Below are 20,872 nucleotides of genomic sequence, written 5' to 3'. Positions count from 1 at the left end.
GTGAACTAGGTTTTCTTTGGGGCGGGGGTCTTTGTCTTTTGCGTGTCGGCCGGCGTTGGTGTCTTTGGCTTCGGCTTGTGGGGGCGATGACTGTGCAAAGAGTCGGCGGCCGCCGTATCACCGGCCGCTTTCGTTTTGTTCTCCTGGCTCAGTTCCTTCAGCCGCGTCGACTTGAGCTGCGTGTCCATGCCGGCCGTATCGAACGGCAGCGGCCGCAGCGTATCCGTCGCGCTCACCGGCAGAACGTAGCTCGAGTCGAAGTAGGCGGGCACGCGAAAGTTCTCCTGAGTCATGAAGTCGAGCGCGTCCACATCCTTCTGATCGAGCAGGTAGCGACGGGTCTGCTTCTCGATCTCGCGATACACGGGCAGATAGCAGGATAGCGTCTGGTTGTAGCGAGTCAGCGTCACGTCCGCGCCTTCGCTGACCAGCACGGCGGTCTCCGTTCTCGCCGGTCTGAACCCGGTCCGCCGCAGGCCATCGATAACCTCGTGGATCTCGTCTGCGGTCAGGTCCGTATCCTCGCCGACGATCGCGAGCAGCCGATTGATGAGCATGTCGCCAAGCCGGGTTCCGCCCAGCCGCCAGGTCCGTGCCATGACGCCGCTTACAAGCTGGAGCGCGTGGCGGCAGCGGTCCGCGTCATCGTACAAAAGTCCGTAGCGCTTGCGCGCGAACATGAGCGCCTGGTCGCGTTCGGTCAGGGTCACCCCGCCGATGCTCAGCACGCCGATGAACGGCCGGAGGATATCGAACGCCATCCGGAAGGTGTCGAAATCGAACGCGATCGAGCGGTGGATGGGGATGCCCAGGAGGTTCGTGATGGTCTTGCGCAGCAGCTTGTCCCCGCCGATGGCGTAGACGTGGGTGATCTTCTCCATGTGCGTGAAGTCGGTGTTCGATTGGGCCGAAGTGGTGATGCCCGGCACCTCGACCAGCAGGTCGCGAGGAATCGCCACCAGGTTGACCGCAGGAATGCCGAAGTTGATGTGGCAGATGATGATAATGTCGGAGTGGGACTGCTCCTCACGCTTATTGCGCTGCCGGCCTTCGTTCACGACCGGGCCGATCGCGCGGGCGTCCTTGCCGATGATCAGGATGTTCAGCGTGCCGGCAGGGGTCGGCTGGAGTGTTGTCGGCGCGGCCCGGCGCGGCCGCGGCCCGAGCAGGTAGAAGCCGATGAGGAAGACAACTACGACGACACCGGCGACGATGAACCAGGCAGAATTCAGACGGCGGGACATAGCAGCGGAACGGACAAACCAGAATTCAGAAACCAGATACCAGAAATGCAAACACGGACAAAGGTGAAGTCAGAAATCAGATACCAGAAATCAGAAAGCCGGCTTCGGACATTTCTGGTTTCAGTTCTCTGATATCTGATTTCTGGTTTCTCCGCCGCCCGCATTGTAATGTCTTGTCTTCGCCGTTACCACCGACTTGACGACGATCCGAATCAGTTCGTCCACTTCCGCGAGCGGGCCCGCTAGAAGATCCGATGGCATCAGCTTGGCCTCTCTGAGGAGCCTGAGCCAGTATTCGGTCTCGCGCAGCTCCTTGAGTACGACTTGCATCTTGTGCACGAAGTCAGCCCGACTCTCGGCCCCGCGCGCCTCCTGGAAGTTGGCCCCGGCTGAAGTGCCCGCGCGTACCATCTGTCCCACAAGGTACCTTCCAGTCGGCGACCGCTGAAGACGAGGAGCCAGCGCGATCACATCTGCCGCGAAGTGCAGCAGCCTGCTGTCCATGTCCAGCCTGTCATCCAGTCTGTCTAGCGTATCCACTCGCCCCGCCGTGCGCGGTTCAGCATTCTACTTCTCAGTCCGGGCACACCCGAATCTGCTTTCAGTTCTCTGATATCTGATTTCTGGTTTCTCCGCGTCCGCCCTCACTGCGTTCTGTCCGAGCCTCGGTCAATTCTGCTTTCAGTTCTCTGATATCTGATTTCTGGTTTCTCCGCGTCCGCCTCAGCGTGTGGTCTTGATCCGTATCGGGTACCCGATGAACTTGAACCGCTTCCGGATTTCAGCGATAACGAATCGCTCGTACGCGGGCGCGAGAACGTTGGGCCTGGTCACCCGTAGCCGGAAAGTCGGCGGCCGCGTGCTCACCTGGCTGATCGCGACTACGCGACAGTCGAACCGCGGCTGGTTCTTCTCGAGCAACGGCAGAATCTTCTCGCGGAGCTTCGGCCCGGGTATCTGCTGTCCGCCGTTCTCCCAGACCCGGCGGGCCTCGTGCACTGCCTCGGTTGCACCCAGGCCCTGCAGCACCGACGTGAACAGGACCGGCGCGTAGTCCGCGAAACTCAGCTCCTTCTTTACCCAGTCACGCACCTTGTCTTTGAGCTTGTCCGGCACAGTGTCCATCTTGTTGGCGATGACGACCAGCCCCCGGCTCCGTTCCACGGCCAGGTTGACGATACGCTTATCCTGGTTGTTCGGCCCGTCGTGGGCGTCGAACATGACCAGGGCGACGTCGCAGTGCTTAATCTGCTCAATCGCGCGCGTGACCGAATAGTACTCGACCGGCTCGCTCACGCGCGGCTTGCGGCGGATGCCGGCGGTGTCGAGCAGACGATAGGCGTGTCCCTCCAGCTCGAACGACTCCTCGATGACGTCGCGCGTGGTGCCGGGCGTGGCCGTGACAATCGAGCGGGAGTGGCCGAGCAGATAGTTCATCAACGAGGACTTCCCGACGTTCGGGCGGCCGACGATGGCAAGCGACAACACGTCGGCCCGCTTCGCCCGCACAACCTCGGGCAACCGGGACAGGACTGCTTCCAGCAGCTCGTCTACGCCGGTCCCGGCTTCGGCCGAAATCGGGATGAGCGCTGCCCCGCCCAGCTTGTGATAGTCGGCCTCCTCGAACTTCCGCTTGATGTCGAGCTTGTTCACCGCGACGATGAACTCCCGGCCGGCCCGGCGCAGGCGCGTGGCGATCTCCGCGTCCAGCGGCTGCAGCCCGACCGAGCCGTCAACCACGAGCACGATGACCTTGGCTTCGTCCAGCGCAATCTGCACCTGGCGCTCGACCTCGCGGTTCATCTCCTCTTTCGAGTTCGGGACCAGACCACCGGTGTCCACGACCTTGAATCGGCGCCCCAGCCACTCGGCATCGCGGATGATCCGGTCGCGCGTAATGCCGGATTGCTGCAACGTGATGGCGACGCGGCCGCCGACGAGGCGGTTGAAGAGCGTTGACTTACCGGTATTCGGCCGGCCGACGATGACGACCATGGGTGGTATTATAGCAGAAAGCACCGCGCTTTCGAGGATTCCGAGGGCGGCGCGGACTCGTGAGGTGGCGCGTCAATTCTTGTCTAATTCTTCGCCACAAAGCTCGTCCGAAAGCTCGTTTCAGAGTTCGCCGGAAAGTACCTTAGAAAGCAAACTCGAAAGCTCACTTCATAGCTTCTTCAATGGCTCACTGCAAAGCTCGCTTCATCGCTTCGTGCATTGCTCATCTCAAAGCTCGGCGCATCGCTCCTCGCATCGCTCGCGGCAAAGCTCAGTCGAAAGCTCGCGGCAAAGCTCCTCTGAAAGCTCAACTCAAAGCTCACTTCAAGGCTTGTTTCATGGCTCCTCTGAACGCTTCCTCAAAGGCTAGCCCCCAGGCGACCCCTATATGCGGATTATCCGCAACGCGATAACGCTTAACCGACTGAGTGTGAAGAAGTTATGCCCAGCCGGAGAGAGTCACTAAGCCCTCAGTTCTTTTCGTCCTCTCGGTGAACCCGGAGTTCGCCCGTTCATCGTTCCAGATCTCCGGTCTTGACTCTTGGCTCTTGGCTGCTGCCTTTTGACTTCGTCCCCGCCGTCGTGTCCTAAGTCTTTCCCGTTCGGGCATTTCTGGTTTCTGGTCTCTGAATTCTGGTTTCTGCTTTGTCCGGTTCTCTCTATCCCCTAGACGGCTGGGGGAGTTCCTGCCCCCTATCCGGCCCTCGTTCCTGCGGCCGGCCCAACCCCGGAAACAGCAGCCGTTCCGGCCGCTGCAACGGAAACCGCTCCGGCCTCATGGTCTGGCATCGCACCGGCCTCCGGAACTCTCACCCCAACAGCACTTGGTTCCGGCACTGCACCTGCGCCCTGAACCGCACCCGGTCCTCGTATCGCAACGGCTACCGGCCCTGCTGCCGCAACGGCTCTCGTGCCTGCGCCCGCAACAGCATCTGTTCCAGACACCGAAACAGCGTCCGTTCCGGCCCACGTTCCCGCAGACGCAACGGCCGCCGTTCCTGCTTCTGCAACGGCACCCAGGCCTGCGCCAGACCCCTTCTTTCCATCGCTCCGGCCCGCGCTGGCCTTGACTCTAGCCGGCGCGCGCATAACATCCCTACTGATGCAAGGCCAGATCCGGCCGAACCCGACGCCTCCGTCGCCAGCGTCGCGCCGCCGCAATCAATGCGACTCCGCAGCGTGAGCAGGTTGACATCCGCTGTTGCATGTGGCATAGTATGACTGACGAAAGCCAGAGGTGAGAACATGAAATTCACACGCATCACGATTGACCCGCTCCAGATGGGCGGCGTGCCCTGCATTCGGGGCTTGAGGATTCCGGTCGCCACCATCGTGGGTATGTTCGCGGATGGCATGGCCGAGGTGGAAATACTCAAGGCCTACCCGGACCTCGAGACCGAGGACATCCGCGAGGCCATGCGCTATGCCGCAGAAGCAGTGCGCGAGCGCGAGCTGCCGCTGCTGGTCGCTGATGGAAGTTCCTCGTCGACAATGCCCTCTCGCCCGACGTGGCCGCGGCGTTGCGTCGGGCCGGACACGATGCGTCGCACGTCCGGGACAAAGGAATCCGTGACGCCGACGACGAGACAGTCTTTGCCTGCGCCGCCCGCGAAGGGCGAATCCTCATTTCTGCGGACACCGACTTCGGACAGATTCTCGCGCACCGGGCTCTCAAACAGCCGTCGGTCATCCTGTTCCGGCGTCGGACCGAACGGCGGCCCGAACGTCAGGTCGCGCTGCTGCTGAAGAACCTGCCTGGCGTCGCTGAGGCGCTCGAATCGGGCAGCGTCGTTGTTTTCGAGCAGGCCCGAGTCCGCATCCGTGCCCTGCCCCTGGCCGGGAGCACGGACGATTCCGACTGACCGCCCAGTCGCGCGCGGGCTTGACTATGTACGGCACGAGACTAACATTCTGACGCATGTCGATGCACCGTGTTGGAGGTTTGCCGTGGCTGTGAACGCGACAGCCAAAGCAGACAAGAGCCAGGAGCGTTTCCTTGCAGCATACAGCATACAGTATGCAGTATGCAGGGAGCGGCTCTTGGATGCTGTATGCTACATACTGTATACTGGCTAGCATGGCTGAGAAGATAAGGCAATTCGGGGACTTGACGGTGTGGCAGAAGGCCCACCAGATGGTGCTGCAGGTCTATCGAATCACAGGGAGCTTCCCGGCTGAGGAGCGGTTCGGACTGACTTCGCAGATGAGACGAGCCGCAGTCTCGGTGCCGGCCAATCTGGCGGAAGGCTTCAAGAAGCGCGGGGTCCGGGACAAGCTCAACTTCTACAATATCGCGCAAGGCTCGCTCGAAGAGCTGCGCTACTACCTGATTCTCTCAAAGGACTTGGGATACATGCCTGACAACCGCGAGATGGTCGAGAGTACCGAAGAGATCGCCAGAATGCTCCACGGTTTGACAAGATCAGTCGCAAACGGGACGAGGATCACGTCACAGTGACGACTCTCTTCCCCGTATACTGTATGCTGTCTGCTGCATGCTGCTCTGGGATGCTTCATGGCCTGATAGCGTCTATCGCCGGCGTGAAAGGACCGTCGTCTTGATGCCTGTGTGCTGTGTACTGCCTACTGCATGCTGCCTCAAGGCCGTGCGACTACCTGCGGGGCACTGAGTGAACTCGTTCAAGACCGGCTACCTGGAGCGCGTGCCGGTCAGTCAGAACCTGCTCAAGACCGTCAGACTGCTGGGCGAATACAAGGGCAGGCAGGACCTGTTCAAAGAGCAAGCACCGCAGGTTCTCGAAACGCTGAGACAAGTGGCCATCATCCAGAGCACTGAATCGTCGAACCGGATAGAGGGCGTTACCGCGTCCCCGGAGAGGATTCGCGAGCTGGTTGCGAGGAGAACCAGGCCGCGGGACCGGTCGGAGCAGGAGATTGCGGGCTACCGCGACGCGCTCAACTCGATTCACGCCAACCACGTCCGGATGGCGTTCAACGCGCCATCGGTGCTGGCCCTGCACGGGCAGGTGTTTCGGCTGGTCCCGGGACAAGGCGGGCACTGGAAGCGAAAGAACAACAAGATCGTTGCGGTCATGCCTGAGGGAATCCGGGTCGTGCAGTTCGTCCCGGTCGGCGTACGCCAGACGCCTGCGGCCATGGCGACGCTGCACGAGCGGTTCGACCTTCGCTGGGACCAAGGCGACATTGAACCGCTGTTCCTCATTGCCGCCTACGTCCTCGACTTCCTGTGTATTCACCCATTCAGCGACGGCAACGGCAGACTGGCACGCCTGCTCACGCTGCAACTTCTCTACCGTGCCGGCTACGAAGTCGGCAGGTACGTCAGCCTGGAGCGGGTTGTCGAAGACACGAAACCCGGCTACTACGACACGCTCTACCGTTCCTCCCAGCGCTGGCATCAGGCCAAACACGATCTGACGCCGTGGCTTGAGTACTTCCTCGGCGTGATGCTGGTCGGGGCGTACCAGGAATTTGAACGCCGGGTCGGCCTGGTCGCGACCGGACGCGGCAGCAAGACCGCCCTCGTGCTGGACATGCTTGAGCACATATCCGGCGATTTCTCGGCCCGCGACGTCCTTGAGCGCTGCCCCAACGTCGGCATTGACCTTATCCGCCGCATCCTGCGCAACGAACGCAAGGCGGGAAGACTCGGATGCCTCGGACGCGGCCCGGACGCGAAGTGGAAGCGGGTATAGGTACGATGCGCAATTATTGTGTACTGAACCGGCTTTCAGTACCTATATGCGCTGACGCCGTAGACTCTCATGCCTGATACCGGCAAGTGCGGTGTGGCCGATTAACGAAGAACGATGAACGAAGAACGAATCCGCCGAACCATGGACGACATCATGCGCCAGTTGCACAAGCTCGGCGTCGAGGTGAAGGAAGAAGCGGTCGAGCGGGCGTTCCGCGTGTTCGAGCGGCAGAGCGAGGTTGACTACTTCATCAACAAGAATGCCAAGGCCTTCCTCCGCGAGCAGTTCGACCTCTGGCTCTTCCAGTACGTCTTCTCGGGCGAGAGCGAATGGACCGAGCAGCGCATCTAGCAACTGCAGGTCCTCAAAGACCTTGCCCTCAAAGACTTAGCTTCGCCAAACCCCCGATGGAGGCTCGGAATGCCGGGAGTGTTCCATTGAGCTTCCATGACTAGTTCCGATATAAGCCGACTCGCCCAGTACTACCAAGCCGTAACAAAACTCACCTATGACGCTGCCAACAAACACCTGACGGATGTGTTCCAAGCGGGCGTGCATGACTATGTTGACATGTCGTTTCTGCAAAACGCCGAGACGCTCTTCAAGGGTACAGGACAGGCTACCATCAGGCCGCCGAGCGCGCGCGAAGAGCTATTCGACATCCCAGCGGCTGCTGAGCTACACTCGTCCGAAGGTCCGGCGAACAACGATCCGGCCGTCGCATTCGACCGACTTAAGCGACTCCACCAGAGACAGGTACTGAACCCATATGAACGCGAGATCGTTTACGGCTACCCCTTCCTAGTCGGAGTCGGCCCGCGAGACGTCCGGATATGCGCGCCACTCTTTACCGTTCGCTGCGCGGTTACAGTCGACCTACCGACTTCGGCGGTGAAGATCCGTCTAGTCAATGATAGTCTGACTTTCAACTCCCAGGTTTGGCCAAAGCTCCTGACTGAGCAGCAACAACACTACTTCGAGTTGTCCGTAAGGGACCTCAGAGTGCCATCGCTTCCCCTCGCGGATGCCGACTTCACTGAATTCGTGAGAACAGTGGCGAACGCAACATCCGCCTTCGCACCTCCACTCGACTGGGAGTGGACACTAGAAAAACTAACCCGGGGGCGGGCAGCAGCTGGTCCACGGCTGGACGTCATGCCCTGTGCAGCATTACTGCTAGTCGCGAATCCGCAGTATTACCTCCAGAGCAACCTTGCAGCTCTGGCGGATCCAGACTTGTCAGTAGAGGGCTCAGTGTTGGCATCAATGTTCGGCGACGCCTCGCAGCCGGTAGACGCTGCTGCAGAGGAGTCGCCTAGCGGCGAGGAGACAGTGGACTGCATCTTCCCCTTCGCAAGTAATCCGCCGCAACGCAGTGTTCTTTCGTGTGTAGATAGCCATCGACTAGTGGAAGTCCAAGGGCCGCCGGGCACCGGGAAATCTCAGACCATCTGTAACCTCGTGTGCCATCTGGTAGCGGAAGGAAAGTCCGTGCTTGTGACGAGCCAGAAGAACAAAGCCCTGGAGGTCGTCTCCGACAAACTGAACGAGCTCGGCGTGGAATACCTGTCAATGACCCTCCTGAGGGATGACGCAGAGTCCAAACGCCTTCTGCAGCAGAAACTGCAGGCCATTGACGCTCACCTGCAAACCAGCAGAGCGGAATTGCTGAGCAGGTCGTTGTCGAGCCTTGAGATGGAACGAGTCGGCCTCAGACACAATGCTGCTGAGTTGTCGAACAGTTTCTCTGCCGCCAGACAGCAGGAGCACCAAAGCGAACCGCTGTTCAGGTCATACCACGCGACTCGATCTGATGACGTCATGCCGTCCGACATCAGATTACCTGACATGGAGGACGAGCAGCTCGTGCAACGTATGCAGGATTACTTGCGGAGGTTCGCGTCGGGAAGTGCGGGATTCGAGCCCAGCAGTTGGTGGAGAGTGTTATCCTCCTGGGCTCAGTCGATGCCTCTCCTCAACGAGGAACCCACGACGGTTGCGAATGGCATGCTTTCGCTTGCCGGCATACTCGCCACCCTGGGAGAACTGCTGGCTGCCGATGGCGTAGTGCAGACGAAGACAGACCTGCTTGCTGACCAGGCGTTCTCGCCTAGTCTTGCCAGTCGCATACTTCAGGCAATAGGAAAGGTCGAGCCGCACGCTATACAATTCGCTCAGTGCCTGGAACTGATGCGACAAAGATACGATGATGTCGGGCTATTGCGGGAGCAGGCCGCCGCGCTCAGCGTATATGATGATGACATGCGCAGCACAGCTCGCGATGACCTCACGCGGATGATCAGTATTGCAGAGAAAGTAAGGGCCAACCGTGATTGCCGTTGGTACCACATGCGGAGACGTTGGCAGAGGATGCGAGCACGCGCCGAGATAACCGACCTAGCACGTCGTCTCCCCGTGGAACTCTGCCAGAACAGTTTCGTGTTGGCCGCGCGCGCTGGAGACACAACAACCCTATTGAAGCAGTCACGGAGGCTGCTCGACGTCTTAGCCCTTTCTGATCTCCAATCCGCTGTCGAGCTGGCCTTGCGAGAACAACCTTTTGATTGCCTGTCCATTGACGACCTACTCTCCGTCGCATCCGCCAAGGAGCATATTGATATCGTCACGAAGGCTCTGTCTGCGTTGGTGAAGGGTGACGAACTCGTAGCGGCATGCGCGAACATGAAGCCGATCGCCTCGGCATACGAGGTGCTTCAGTTGACGGAGGGTAACAAATACAAGAAACTGCGGGAAACTGCTGAGGTTATGCGGAGGCTCGCCCTCTCAATCGAGCAGTTTGCTGCGCTCAGGCAGGCGGAACCTGCGTTGGGCCCGCACTTGGCCGCGTGGCTCCGCGATGAGACCGCGACGCCACGAGTGCTGCAGCAACCGTTGGGCCGCGACCAGTTGCTTCGGCTCGTGAGAGCGCGTCGCTTCAACGAGGCCGTCCAAGCGGACTTGTGCTCTCATCCGCACGACACTGCGAGCGTTGCGGTCGCCATTAAGAAGAACGAGCACGATCTCGCCGAAAACACGGCAAAACTCCTGCGTCGGCGCGTCGACACAAACCTCGGCCGGCAGTACGCGTCTCGCGATGTGGGGCGTGATGTTGCCACGTTGCGCAAGGCACTGAGAAGGAGCAGGAGGAACTTCGAGAGCTTCGAACGGCTCAAGAACGACGTCAATTTCAGCAGAATCCTTGACGTGCTGCCTTGCTGGGTCATGAATGTGAATGACGTCTGCAGGGTGTTCCCTCTCGAACCGGGACTATTCGACGTGGTGATAGTCGACGAGGCGTCGCAATGCCACCTTATGGGAGCACTGCCGCTCTTGTACAGGGCGAAGTCGGCAATCGTGGTCGGTGACGAGAAGCAGCTTCCGAACTCAGACCTCATGTTCTTTCCAGTGCCTACCAACGCCCTTATCAAGCGTCGATATGGCATAGACGCCCTCCCAAAGGCGTTTGCCTTTGACGTGTTGGAATCATCCTTGCTGGATCTAGTCGCCCTGTGGCGCGAAAGGAAGGTGTTTCTCAATGAGCATTACCGCAGCCTGCCGGAGATCATCGCCTTCTCCAACTCGAGGTTCTATTCCAATCAGCTCAGGATAATGACCCATGGTGCCGCCGCACCGGTGGGTGGCGCCTTTGAGGTCATTCACGTGCAAGGGGCACTCGAAGATGAGAACTCAGTGAACCAGAAGGAAGCTGATCTGCTCATCGCTGATTTGACGCGCCGGATGCGTGACCCGGCGTACGAAAACATGTCATTCGGCGTGCTATCGCTCTACAGGGAGCAGGCAGCCTACATAAGGGCCAAGCTTGAAGATATCCTAATTGATGACAGCACGTTAGCGACGAGGTCTGCGCGCGAACCACTAATCGCGTCCACGGTCGATGGCTTCCAGGGTGATGAACGGGATGTGATCTTCTACTCTTTCAGGTACGCCCCAAACTCGCACCCAGGCGTCGTACTAGCCATTCAGCAGGCGAATCGAGGTGAAAGCCGCATGAATGTCGCCTTCACCCGAGCGCGCAAGAAAGTGATCTGCTACACAAGCATGGACGTCAGCGAGTTCCCTGCGGGTTTAGTTCGAGACTTCTTGATTCACTGTAAGAACCCGAACTGCGGTCCCATCCCAGCGCTGAGCGTGCATGACAGCCCGTTCGAAGAGGATGTGTGCATGCTCCTTGAGCGGCGGGGCCTGAACGTAATACCCCAATATCCCGCCTGCGGATTCCGCATCGACCTTGTTGTGACCGACGCAAGCGGACGGCGCTTGGCAGTTGAGTGTGACGGGCGGTTTCACTACGATGACGCCGGCGAGTTGAGGATCGAGGACATCGAGCGCCAGCACATCCTAGAAAGAGCGGGGTGGCATGTCTTCCGTGTGCCCTCACGTAAGTACTGGCACAGCCGCGACCAGTGCATTGAGCAGGTTGTCCGTGTCCTGGCGGAGTTACCGGCCCCAAGCTACCACGCTCAAGTGAGTCCCGCGCGCCAGGCACCCACGCAGACGCCATTCGAGTGGGAAGTCGCCCCGACGGCCGTAGAGGCTGTCGCCAAGGAAGTTAGGCCACAAGTCAGGTCTCGGCTCAGACCCGCCCCAGCTATCCGTCAGACCACAAGCCCAAAGGCCTCCGCGGAGGCTGCCGCCTGGTACGCGCTGGCCAGATGGGCGAAGATGGATGATCACCTGACTCCGAAAGCTCGGAACTTAGCCTTCACGATTGGACAATACCACGAGAGCGCCAGGAAGCTCCCCGCAGAGCTTGAGGAAACTGCTCGCGTTCTTTGGGAGGCTGCTGAAGCACTGGGCTTCAGGCATAACCCATGACGGTGTGTGCTACGGGGCGATTCCAGAAGCGCATCAGAAGGGAAGTGACGGAAGCCCGCCCGCGAACCGGAGCCGGTCTCGCCGCCTGCATCCCCGCCATCCGGCAGTTCCTGGAGCGGAAGTGATTGGAAGGTCGTGCCGTCACTCTGGAGTCAGTCCTATCCGAGCCAGCTTGGCCCTGCCCTGTGTGAGCTCTACCATGCAGGCAAGCCAGCCCCCAGAACTGAGCCGCAGATGACAGGGTTGTGTATGCGAGTAGCGTTCTGTTTCTTTTTCTAGGAGGACACTATGGCTGAGTCTAACGTCGCGCTAAGAGGCGAGAGAATGATGACCACGAGAGAGCTACGGTCGCACATTGCTGCTGCGATGAGGCTTCAGAATGTGGGCGTACTGCTGGGAGCCGGTGCCTCCCATGAGGTCGGCGGTAAGACGATGTCAGAAGTGTGGACTGACTTCGAGCAATCCAGTCCCGACGGCCTTCAATGGCTGATAGCCGAGGGGTTCGTGACCAAGTCGGATGGCGACGCTGCCGGCGTGAACGTCGAGACTTTGCTGGACACATTGAGGACTGCCGAGGCCGAGTGGGAGAGGCAGAAGGCCAAAGGTCTAGACAAGCTCAGGTTGCATAGGTTGGCGCTCTTGAGGACTCTGGTCTCGGCTACACTGCTCGACAGGAAGCTATTTGGGCATCCGACGCGTTGCGACGACGCAGAGTCATTATCCACGCACCGCAAGCTCCTGGGTCGACTGGTCGCATCGAGACAGCCAGGGCAACCCGCCCCGTGGGCTTTCACCCTCAACTATGACTTGGCCTTGGAGTGGGCAGCCGAGTCGATGCGTCTCATGGCGATTAACGGCTTCAGCGGACTTCACAATCGGACATTCGCACCGCACAACTTCGACCTTGCCTATAGGAACGTCCTTGCCCGCGGCGAAGCAAGGTTCGGTTCTTATCACTTCTATCTGGCTAAGCTGCACGGCTCTCTAACATGGAGGCTGAACCAGGAGGGCCACGTGCGCGAGGTAGCATGCAATGCTATATGGGGAAAGTTGAAGAAGCTGGTAGACAACGAGGTCGGTGCGGAATGGCCGGATCTCGTAGTCATGCCGGGGACGTCAAAGTACATGCAGACCACAGACTACCTCTTCGGCGAGTTGTTCAGACGCCTCGGCGACTTCCTAGCCAGACCACAGACAACGATCTTGATAAACGGCTATGGTTTTGGTGACGTTCACGTCAACCGAGTGTTGCTAAGCGCGCTGCAGAACCCGACGCTACAGATGATCATCTACGCACCTGAGGTTTCGTTTGATAAGGCTGCCAAGATAGACGAAGTGTCCCTGGATAAGGCAGGCTCAGAGCTCAGCAAGTTCGTCAAGCTCCAATCGCCGCAGGTGACTGTGGTGGGTAACGCTGATCGCGCGCATTTCGAGGAGTTCGTCCGCGACCTCCCTGAACCGACCCTCCTCGATGAGTTCAGCGAACGAGCTAGGGCCTTGCTAGCTCCACTTCTGAAGTTGTCAGCCGTCAACGAGACCACAGACGACGATGAGATGGAGAACGGCATCGGGCCACAAGAGGTACGGCGGGGACGCATCGACTTATGAGAGGCAGGTCGGCCGTAGGCTACGTTGTGAAAGTCGACGGGGCCACCATAGTCCTCAATCTGCTTGAAACACACAAAGGGCAGGTGGCCGCGCACGAGGGCGGCGTTTCTTCGGTAGCCCAACCAGGAGATTACCTGGGCATCCCGACGGGTGCCCTTCTAGTCATCGTGAAGGTGCAGTCCGTCGAGTTCATGGAGCCGCGCGAAGCACACACGCGCGGTGTCGGTACAACAGAGTCGTTCGACGAGCCTCTAAGACAAATGAGCACGGCGTCTATTGGGTATATCCAAAGAGAGAATGGAGCGCTGCACTTCGTGGCCGAATCATGGAAGCTGCCAGCGCTCGGCGCGGAGGCGTTCCCTTTGTCCGACGCAGAACTGCACGTGGCCCTACATGCACTGCCAGCGAACGACAGGCCGCTCAGCCTCGGATGGGATGCTCGCTCTGGAACTGCAGAGGTCGTCGTCGGCATCAACTCACTGCTCTCGCGGCACTCGGCCGTACTGGGCGGTACTGGCCAAGGCAAGACGCACTTCGTGGCAGCTCTAGCCCAACAGCTGTTCACTCTCCCGCGTTCGCGCATTATCATATTCGACGTGAATGGTGAGTACGCGCCTGCGGTATCTGGACTAGGGGTACGTGTTAAGGTAACCAAACTCGGAAGCGGCTATCGGATTCCCTACTACGCACTTGGCCGCAATGGTCTTGCGCGGCTGGTGCTGCCCAGCGACCGGGCACAGATGCCTGCTTTCCGGTTTGCGGTCGAGCATCTGCAATACGTTGTAGCGGACAAAGAAGGAGCGCGACTCACTGATCGTGACTCCAACGAGCTCTTTGACGACTGCCGGAACTCTGGCGCGGACCTCGCGCTGAAGGCACTCGAAGACATCAGGTCCAACAAGGCCAAGAAGGCGGATCAATGGCCTCACATGCGGGCGCTGTCCTGTCTTGCGGCTGAGTGGTACGTACTCAAGAGAGACAGAAACAACGTCCCGACACGGGATGCCTTTCTCTATGGACACGTCTGCTCGCTAGTCAATCGCATACGTGGACTCACGGAGGACCCCAGGTTCCTCGATGTGGTCGACGTTGAGGGAGGTGAGCCCTGTGACGCGCAGCTCGACTGGACATGTGAGAGCCGCATGATGGTAGAGAAGTTCTTCGGAAAGAAAAGGAGCGGCAAGAGGGGGTGGCGTGTACACCTCGTGGACCTAAGCTCAGTCACAAAGGACTTGATGCCATTTGTCCTAGGCTCACTCTTGGAAGCGTATGCATCCGAGATATTCAAGCGAGGTCCTGGAAAGACGCATCCCACGCTGCTCATCCTAGAGGAGGCACACCATTACCTAAGGGAGTTGCCCGGCGAAGAGGAGGGCGTCCGTCAGGCGCTGGCCTACGAACGGCTGGCCAAGGAAGGACGGAAGTTCGGACTCTCGCTGATGGTATGTACGCAGAGGCCAGGCGAGCTGTCGCCGACTGTCTTGGCTCAATGTGGCACTTGGTTCGTATTCAGGCTTACGAATGAAGCAGACCAGAAAGCGGTGTCCTCGGGTGCCGAAGTTGCGGACAAGCTGACACTCAAGGAGATACCTGGTCTGCCGAGAGGGCAGGCAGTCGTGATGGGCAACGCAGTTCCGTTCCCTCAACGAGTCTCGGTAGTGCGGCCTGACCCAGAACCCAAATCGGACGACCCGCGCTTCGTGAAGGAATGGAGTGAAGCAGGATGAGGAGACGCACATCATGTCCACCAACTCAATACTGAACGGCCCCGTCCGGGATCGCGCAAGGACCCAACTCGCAGCCCTTGGCCGATGGCTTGACGACTTCTTGGCGTCGCGGGCGCGGCCGTTCAGAACGCTTGTGCCAAGCAAGCTACCCACGACCGGTGGGATTTATGCCATCTCTATCACGCGTGGGCCTTACGCAGGAATCGTGTATGTCGGGACAACCAAGAACTTGCGCCAACGCCTGTACCAGAATCACCTGATGGGAGACAAGCACGCTTCGCAGCTTCGCAATGCCTTGGTGCACTTTGACTGCGCGTATGACCACGATGAAGCCAAGCGCTTCATGAGAGAGAGCTGTGGGTACCGTTTCTTCGAGGACACGAACGAGAAGGAGCGCCAAGTTAAAGAGGCCTTTGCCATAGCAGCGCTACGACCGGAGTTCTCTATCTACAAGGGTAAGGAGCATTGAGTCAAAGGACCATGACTGGAGGATTCGGTGGCGCTTCCTGATGCGCAAGCGCTGTACGTTGGGTTGTGTGGAGCCATCATGGCCAAGCACAGTGTGTGGGAGGGGACATGGGAACCTACAGTCGCCGAGTACCTGTACGCGCTCGGTCGATCCGAGGACATGCAATGCCAAACCGGACCGACTACGGCCAACTGCCCGCGACCCGAGACCAACAGCCATGAATGGCTGTGGGACTTCCTTCTCACTAAGGGAAAAGTTGGTGCCGACGGTTTCCAGTCAGTAGAACTTGCGTGTGAATACGAATGCCAAGCCAGCCTCCCTGCGATACGATACGACTTTCAGAAACTCCTGGCGTCGAAGAGCCCCAAACTCATCTTCGTTGGGTTTGCAGGGACGACCTATGAGAGGAGCGTGAGGCCCAGGTTGGAGGCACTCAAGAGTGACGTGAGGAACTACCCTCTGGATGAAGACCAGGAACTTCTGGCGGTCATCGTGAAGGAGCCAGGTCGCGGTGATCCCGCGGGTTCATTCGGCACTGCGTACGGGCTTGCCTTTACCACAGGCAGGGAAGCTGTGGAACTAGGTCCGACTGTGCTAATCCACTCTGCGGGAGAACCGGTCGGGAAGGCATCTGGCCAACTCCTTTCGGGGTAATGATGGACAGTGGGCTGGTTGATAAACACCGTTCTTTAGAACCCGCGAGGGAAACTCCCCCATTATCCGGTCGCTGGCTAAGTCGCCCTGACTAGAATCGGCGACGTCTCGGGCTGGCTCAAGGACGAGCTGGTCGGGTACGAGGTGAACGAGCGCCACGATGAGCCAGGTTGAGGTCAAGGTTGAGGTTGAGACCGGCTCGGCCTAAGCCTTAACCTTAGCCTTTCCTCATGGGGTCGCGTAGCTTCTATGAGGGCTGGGACTCGAACCGGCCGAATGTCGCCAACTTCATCAACATAGGAGTCGGCACGGACGCCCGGAAGTTTATCCTGCAATCGGTCGGCCGGGGCGTGAGGATTGAGCCGCTTCAAGGGCGACGCCAGCGGCTGAAGTTCCTCAACAACGCCGGGCTGCTTGCGAAAGGCGTCTATGGGCAGATTCAGGATGACGCGCAGGCAGACATCGTTCATCGTTGGTTCGTACAACGTTGTTCGTGGCCGGAAGCGATGAACGAATCCGCCGAGCAACGAACTTCGACGACCGAGTGATGGGCACGAATCGGGATGCTTGCCGAAGTAGACAGTAGACAGAATACAGCATTCAGGGATACGACCTGCATGCTGCGTGCTGTATGCTGCATACTGCCCGAAGTAGACAGTAGACAGGATACAGCACACAGGGATTCCGCCGTTTCTGGGTCGGCAGCATTCCGGAGTTCCTGCAGAAGGTCGGCGCGGCGAAGTCCCGGTAACGACACAGGTAATCCCTGGCGCTCGGCGCGGGCAGGGCCGCACCGATTGCAGAGCAGGCAGGGAAGGGTAAAATCGTAGCCGTGAAGACACCAATTCCAAAGCGGGGACAGTCCCGGCACCGCGAAAATGGGGACAGTCCCAGGGAGGGGACACGTCCACGGAGCGACGCGAGAAGCTTACTTCGAAAGCGGGGACAGTCCCTCGGAGCGCCTGCATCAAACACGGCGCGGTACAGTCCCCGTTTTCGCAGCATACCCGGCGAGCTGTGTCGCATCGTGACCGACGATGGCTTGGAACTCAGTGGGATGTACCAACCCGCTGGGACGAGGGACGAGGGACAAGAGACGAGGTTTTCGGGCCCTAATCCCCAGCCCCTAGCCCCTAGTCCCTTCTGCCTGGTTCATGTTCACGGGTGGGATGGGAACTTCTATGAGAATCGGTTCATAGACTACGCGGCGGACGCATGCCGACGGAGCGGCATCTCATTTGCGGCGTTCAATAACCGCGGACACGACTATATTGCAGACGTACTGAGGAGTCGGAGAAACCAGATATCAGAAACCAGAAACCAGAATTCAGAATTGCGCGAGCGGGAACCGGAGCTCGACTTTCCTCAGACAGAAGTTGCAGACATGCTGCGGAGTCGGAGAAACCAGAAGTCAGAAACCAGAAACCAGAATGTAGAACTGGAGACAAAAGAGGGAGACGGCTCAAGTCAAAAGGCAAAGGCCAAAAGCCAAAAGCCAAAGGTGGCGGAGCGGCTGGACTATGTGCAGGTGGGAGGGATGTTTGAGCGTTTTGGCGACTGCTTGCCGGATGTGAAGGCGGCGGTGGACTTCGCTGAGTCGCGCGGCTGCCGGAAGGTGTTTCTGCAGGGGCACAGCCTTGGCGCGATGAAGGTCGTCCATTACCTTGCCAGGACGCGCGACCCTCGCGTCGCCGGGCTCATCCTGCTTTCTCCGGCTGATACGCAGGGCTGGATTCATGAGAAGTTGGGCGCGACGTTCCCCAAGGCGCTTGCCTATGCCAAACGATTGGTTCGGCAGGGGCGGGAGACGGAGTTGATGCCTCCGCGGTTCTATGAGGGCCCGGTTTCCGCGCGGACTTTCGTTGAAGCCTATGGCCCGAAGTCGCTGACCGGCATCTTCAACATCAGCCGCACCGACCAGGAGGAGTTTCCGGAACTCGCGGCGGTCGAGGTGCCCGTATTCCTCGCGGTCGGTACGGTCGAGGAGTACTTTGTCGGCCCGGCGCAAGGCTTCGTCGAGGGGATTGCCGAGTGCCTTGATAACTGCCTGTCGTTTTCCGGTGTCGTCATCGAGGGCGCGCCGCACAATTATCTTGAGCATGAGCAGGCTTTGGCGGCCGAACTCGGAGATTGGCTGAGGCAGAGGATGGCAGAGCGATAGACCGCCATGGATGGACAAACCAGAAACGGGAGATCGGAGTTCAGGGTCGGGGCCGAAGTTGCCGACCACGGATTAACACGGATGAACACAGATGGATGCGGACCTTCGCTTCCGGTCACTAGACCCCTAGATTCCTTGAATCCTCGACCCCCGTCCTCCTTAATTCTGCATTCTGAGTTTACTATTGTCAGGAGCTGAGTGATGACCGACATATTTGCCGTATTGCGGGAGCGGGCGTTTGAGAGGATGGAGAAGGCGCCAGCAGAGGATTTCCTGGTCAGGGGCATATGGAGGGTGGAACTGGCGTTCAAGCCCAATCCGGCCGAGCGGACATTCAAGTACACGTTCTGGCTGGCGATGACGCGCGGGCAGGGCTGCTGCTACTGCACCGGCGACGACCAGCGGGGCCGCGAGCTGGTAGGACACGACGTGCGGGAACTGGTCGGAGAGAAGACGTGCATTTCCATCGCGGCATTGGATTCGCTCTACGCAACCATGGAGCGCAGGCCGGCGGCCAGCTTCCAGTTGGTCGGGACACCGATACAGAAGACTGACGCGCGGACCGAGATCATCCTGCATGAGGCCGAGCGACTGGTCTCGGGCATCTGCTCGCGCCCGGCGCGGGTGGTGAATGTCGGACTGGTGGGGAACATCGTGCGGGACCTGGTGGCGCGCGGCTACGACGTGCGGGCGAGCGACATGGAGCGCGACACGGTCGGCACCAAGGTTCACGGCGTGCTGGTCGAGGACGGCACCAGGACGTATGACCTTGTGCGTGAGTCCGACCTCGCTATCGTCACCGGCATGACCATCGCTACCGATTCGCTTGAGCTCATCGTGGAAGAGGCAAAGAAGGCCGGGACCAAGCTGCTCGTATTCGCCGAGACCGGCGCCAACTTCGGCGAGGAGTACTGCCGGAGCATCGGCGTGGATGCGGTCGTGTCCGAATTGTTCCCGTTCTATATCTTCCAGGGGACGAGCACAATCGAGGTATACCGCAGGGCATAGGACAAACCAGAATTCAGAAATCAGAAACCACAATGCAGAATTCTAGGAACGCGGATGGAGAAAGCAGAAGTCAGAAGCCAGTGACCAGAATTCAGAATGCCCGCAACGACATGCTGAGAGAATTGGGGCCGGTAGTTCTAGTTTCTGGTTTCAGTATTCTGAATTCACTATTGTCCGAGGCAGCGTATGCGCTTTGATGATTTCTTCGTGAAGGATGGCCGGTTCGTGGCGGATGGCGTGACGCTGGAGGAGATTGCGGCCAAATACCAGACTCCGCTCTACCTCTACTCAGCCACGGCGATCAGGACGAAGCTACGGCTGCTGAAGCAGAGCTTCCCCGCGTTCGACATCTGCTATTCACTTAAGTCAAATCCAAACCCGTCGGTCTGCGACATCCTGAGGCGTTCCGGTTCCGGCGCCGAGGTCAGCTCGCCGAAGGAGCTCGCGACGGCACTTGCCGCAGGGTTCACTCCCGAGAATATCGTCTATGTGGCGCCGGCCAAGAGTGCGGCCGACGTCGAGCAGGTGCTGCGGGCCGGCGTTCACGCAATCGTCGCCGATTCGGCCTCAGACCTCGAACTGATCGAGGCTGCCGCACGCAGCTTGGCGGTGAGGCCCCGAGTGCTCCTTCGTATCAACACGAAGGAGTCGCAGCCCGAAGCCAAGGAAGTGATGGTCGGCGGCCCGAGCAAGTTCGGGTTCGACGAGGAGCGCGTCGTGACGGACGTGACCGGAGCAAAGCTGGAAAACGCCAGAATCGCGGGAATCCAGGTCTACTCGGCAAGCCAGGTGCTGGACAAGGTGTGGCTCGGGACGCACATCGAATACGTGTTCAAGCTGGCGCGGCGGCTGAGCCTGGAAATCGGGTTCAAGCTGGAGACCGTTGACTTCGGAGGCGGGTTCGGCGTGCCGCAGAACGAGGGCGACACGGAGCTGGACCTGGCCGGGCTGGCCGAGGCCGTGTCCGCGTCGCTGGCGGCGTTTCGTGCTGAGAATCCAAACTGCCGGTTGCTCTTCGAGAGCGGGCGATTTCTCGTGGCCGAGGCAGGCGTGTTTGTCACCCGCGTGGTGCGGGTGAAAGAGTCACGGGGCCGGGTGTTCGCAATCTGCGACGGCGGCATGAACGCGTTTTCGCGGCCGGTGTTCATGCGCATCAGGCATCCGGCCCGACTTCTCAACCGGCTAGATGAGGGACGAGGGGCGGGGGACGAGGGACGAGGGTTGAGGCGGGTGGACGTGTGCGGCCCGATTTGCACGCCGCTGGATTGCATCGCCAAGGATGAACACCTGCCGATGCCGAAACCCGGCGACCTCGTGGGCCTGCTCAACGCGGGCGCATATGGCTATACGATGAGCCTGCTCGATTTCATGAGCCGGGGACGACCGACAGAACTAGTTGCAGACGCTGGCGAGTTACGCAGAGCGTAGCCGGTCCGACAACTCAGGATTCAGAAGCCAGAAGTCAGAACCAGCAATGCATCGGACAATAGTGA

At 59.5% G+C, this 20,872-nt stretch carries 16 protein-coding genes and 2 pseudogenes; 14 read left to right on the top strand and 4 right to left on the bottom strand.

Going from position 1 to position 20,872, the window contains the following annotated elements:
• Positions 1–5 precede the first annotated feature (5 nt).
• The 4 genes from VMH22_11810 to VMH22_11795 all read right to left on the bottom strand — a co-directional run bounded on the left by VMH22_11810 (position 6) and on the right by VMH22_11795 (position 4,540).
• Positions 6–1,244 carry an LCP family protein gene (locus VMH22_11810; protein HTW92381.1) on the bottom strand — a complete coding sequence of 413 codons (1,239 nt, stop codon included), beginning with the start codon at positions 1,242–1,244 and terminating at the stop codon, positions 6–8.
• Positions 1,245–1,364: 120 nt separating this feature from the next.
• Complete coding sequence (locus tag VMH22_11805; protein ID HTW92380.1) at positions 1,365–1,784, bottom strand: four helix bundle protein; 420 nt, start codon at positions 1,782–1,784, stop codon at positions 1,365–1,367.
• Between the two features lie 183 nt (positions 1,785–1,967).
• Positions 1,968–3,239, bottom strand: a complete 1,272-nt coding sequence (der, locus tag VMH22_11800; GenBank protein HTW92379.1) for a ribosome biogenesis GTPase Der — start codon at positions 3,237–3,239, stop codon at positions 1,968–1,970.
• A gap of 881 nt (positions 3,240–4,120) precedes the next feature.
• Entirely contained in the window at positions 4,121–4,540 is a 420-nt protein-coding gene (locus tag VMH22_11795) for a hypothetical protein (protein HTW92378.1), read from the bottom strand.
• Here VMH22_11795 and VMH22_11790 point away from each other — a divergent pair.
• From VMH22_11790 to VMH22_11725, 14 genes and pseudogenes are all read left to right on the top strand, one after another.
• Positions 4,485–4,703: pseudogene (locus tag VMH22_11790) on the top strand (DUF433 domain-containing protein). The gene VMH22_11795 and the pseudogene VMH22_11790 overlap by 56 nt on opposite strands.
• Positions 4,704–4,726: 23 nt before the next feature.
• Positions 4,727–5,101, top strand: a pseudogene (locus VMH22_11785) (DUF5615 family PIN-like protein).
• A 215-nt stretch (positions 5,102–5,316) separates the two neighbouring features.
• Positions 5,317–5,697 carry a four helix bundle protein gene (locus VMH22_11780; protein ID HTW92377.1) on the top strand — a complete coding sequence of 127 codons (381 nt, stop codon included), beginning with the start codon at positions 5,317–5,319 and terminating at the stop codon, positions 5,695–5,697.
• Positions 5,698–5,869: 172 nt separating this feature from the next.
• Positions 5,870–6,916, top strand: a complete 1,047-nt coding sequence (locus tag VMH22_11775; protein ID HTW92376.1) for a Fic family protein — start codon at positions 5,870–5,872, stop codon at positions 6,914–6,916.
• A gap of 114 nt (positions 6,917–7,030) precedes the next feature.
• Entirely contained in the window at positions 7,031–7,267 is a 237-nt protein-coding gene (locus VMH22_11770) for a hypothetical protein (protein HTW92375.1), read from the top strand.
• A 96-nt stretch (positions 7,268–7,363) separates the two neighbouring features.
• Entirely contained in the window at positions 7,364–11,752 is a 4,389-nt protein-coding gene (locus tag VMH22_11765) for an AAA domain-containing protein (protein ID HTW92374.1), read from the top strand.
• Between the two features lie 288 nt (positions 11,753–12,040).
• Entirely contained in the window at positions 12,041–13,360 is a 1,320-nt protein-coding gene (locus VMH22_11760) for an SIR2 family anti-phage-associated protein (GenBank protein HTW92373.1), read from the top strand.
• Positions 13,361–13,386: 26 nt separating this feature from the next.
• Positions 13,387–15,087, top strand: a complete 1,701-nt coding sequence (locus tag VMH22_11755) for an ATP-binding protein (GenBank protein HTW92372.1) — start codon at positions 13,387–13,389, stop codon at positions 15,085–15,087.
• Between the two features lie 13 nt (positions 15,088–15,100).
• A complete protein-coding gene (locus tag VMH22_11750) occupies positions 15,101–15,556 on the top strand; it encodes a GIY-YIG nuclease family protein (protein HTW92371.1) in 456 nt (151 codons plus the stop codon).
• A gap of 27 nt (positions 15,557–15,583) precedes the next feature.
• The gene (locus VMH22_11745; protein HTW92370.1) at positions 15,584–16,210 is read left to right on the top strand and encodes a hypothetical protein; all 627 of its coding nucleotides are present in this window, start codon (positions 15,584–15,586) and stop codon (positions 16,208–16,210) included.
• A 230-nt stretch (positions 16,211–16,440) separates the two neighbouring features.
• Positions 16,441–16,758 (top strand): hypothetical protein, encoded by a 318-nt coding sequence (locus VMH22_11740; GenBank protein HTW92369.1) that lies wholly within the window; start codon positions 16,441–16,443, stop codon positions 16,756–16,758.
• Positions 16,759–17,747: 989 nt separating this feature from the next.
• Positions 17,748–18,371: an alpha/beta fold hydrolase gene (locus tag VMH22_11735; GenBank protein HTW92368.1), complete on the top strand. Its 624-nt coding sequence runs from the start codon at positions 17,748–17,750 to the stop codon at positions 18,369–18,371.
• Positions 18,372–18,572: 201 nt separating this feature from the next.
• On the top strand, positions 18,573–19,379 hold the full coding sequence (locus tag VMH22_11730; GenBank protein ID HTW92367.1) for a DUF364 domain-containing protein: 807 nt from the start codon (positions 18,573–18,575) through the stop codon (positions 19,377–19,379).
• A gap of 186 nt (positions 19,380–19,565) precedes the next feature.
• Entirely contained in the window at positions 19,566–20,807 is a 1,242-nt protein-coding gene (locus VMH22_11725) for a diaminopimelate decarboxylase (protein HTW92366.1), read from the top strand.
• The last annotated feature ends 65 nt before the right edge of the window (positions 20,808–20,872 follow it).

The organism is bacterium, assembly GCA_035505375.1.
GTDB lineage: Bacteria > Hydrothermota > Tepidihabitantia > Tepidihabitantales > Tepidihabitantaceae > UBA2258.
The sequence above is the reverse complement of the archived record's forward strand: the minus strand, read 5'-3'. Positions and strand labels throughout refer to the sequence as shown.

What these genes read in the sequence shown, in the direction of transcription:
- VMH22_11810 (HTW92381.1), bottom strand. Translation starts at nt 1,244, where the DNA reads ATGTCCCGCCGTCTGAATTCTGCCTGGTTCATCGTCGCCGGTGTCGTC.
- der (HTW92379.1), bottom strand. Translation starts at nt 3,239, where the DNA reads ATGGTCGTCATCGTCGGCCGGCCGAATACCGGTAAGTCAACGCTCTTC.
- VMH22_11795 (HTW92378.1), bottom strand. Translation starts at nt 4,540, where the DNA reads ATGCAGGGCACGCCGCCCATCTGGAGCGGGTCAATCGTGATGCGTGTG.
- VMH22_11780 (HTW92377.1), top strand. Translation starts at nt 5,317, where the DNA reads ATGGCTGAGAAGATAAGGCAATTCGGGGACTTGACGGTGTGGCAGAAG.
- VMH22_11770 (HTW92375.1), top strand. Translation starts at nt 7,031, where the DNA reads ATGAACGAAGAACGAATCCGCCGAACCATGGACGACATCATGCGCCAG.
- VMH22_11765 (HTW92374.1), top strand. Translation starts at nt 7,364, where the DNA reads ATGACTAGTTCCGATATAAGCCGACTCGCCCAGTACTACCAAGCCGTA.
- VMH22_11760 (HTW92373.1), top strand. Translation starts at nt 12,041, where the DNA reads ATGGCTGAGTCTAACGTCGCGCTAAGAGGCGAGAGAATGATGACCACG.
- VMH22_11750 (HTW92371.1), top strand. Translation starts at nt 15,101, where the DNA reads ATGTCCACCAACTCAATACTGAACGGCCCCGTCCGGGATCGCGCAAGG.
- VMH22_11740 (HTW92369.1), top strand. Translation starts at nt 16,441, where the DNA reads ATGGGGTCGCGTAGCTTCTATGAGGGCTGGGACTCGAACCGGCCGAAT.
- VMH22_11735 (HTW92368.1), top strand. Translation starts at nt 17,748, where the DNA reads ATGTTTGAGCGTTTTGGCGACTGCTTGCCGGATGTGAAGGCGGCGGTG.
- VMH22_11730 (HTW92367.1), top strand. Translation starts at nt 18,573, where the DNA reads ATGACCGACATATTTGCCGTATTGCGGGAGCGGGCGTTTGAGAGGATG.
- VMH22_11725 (HTW92366.1), top strand. Translation starts at nt 19,566, where the DNA reads ATGCGCTTTGATGATTTCTTCGTGAAGGATGGCCGGTTCGTGGCGGAT.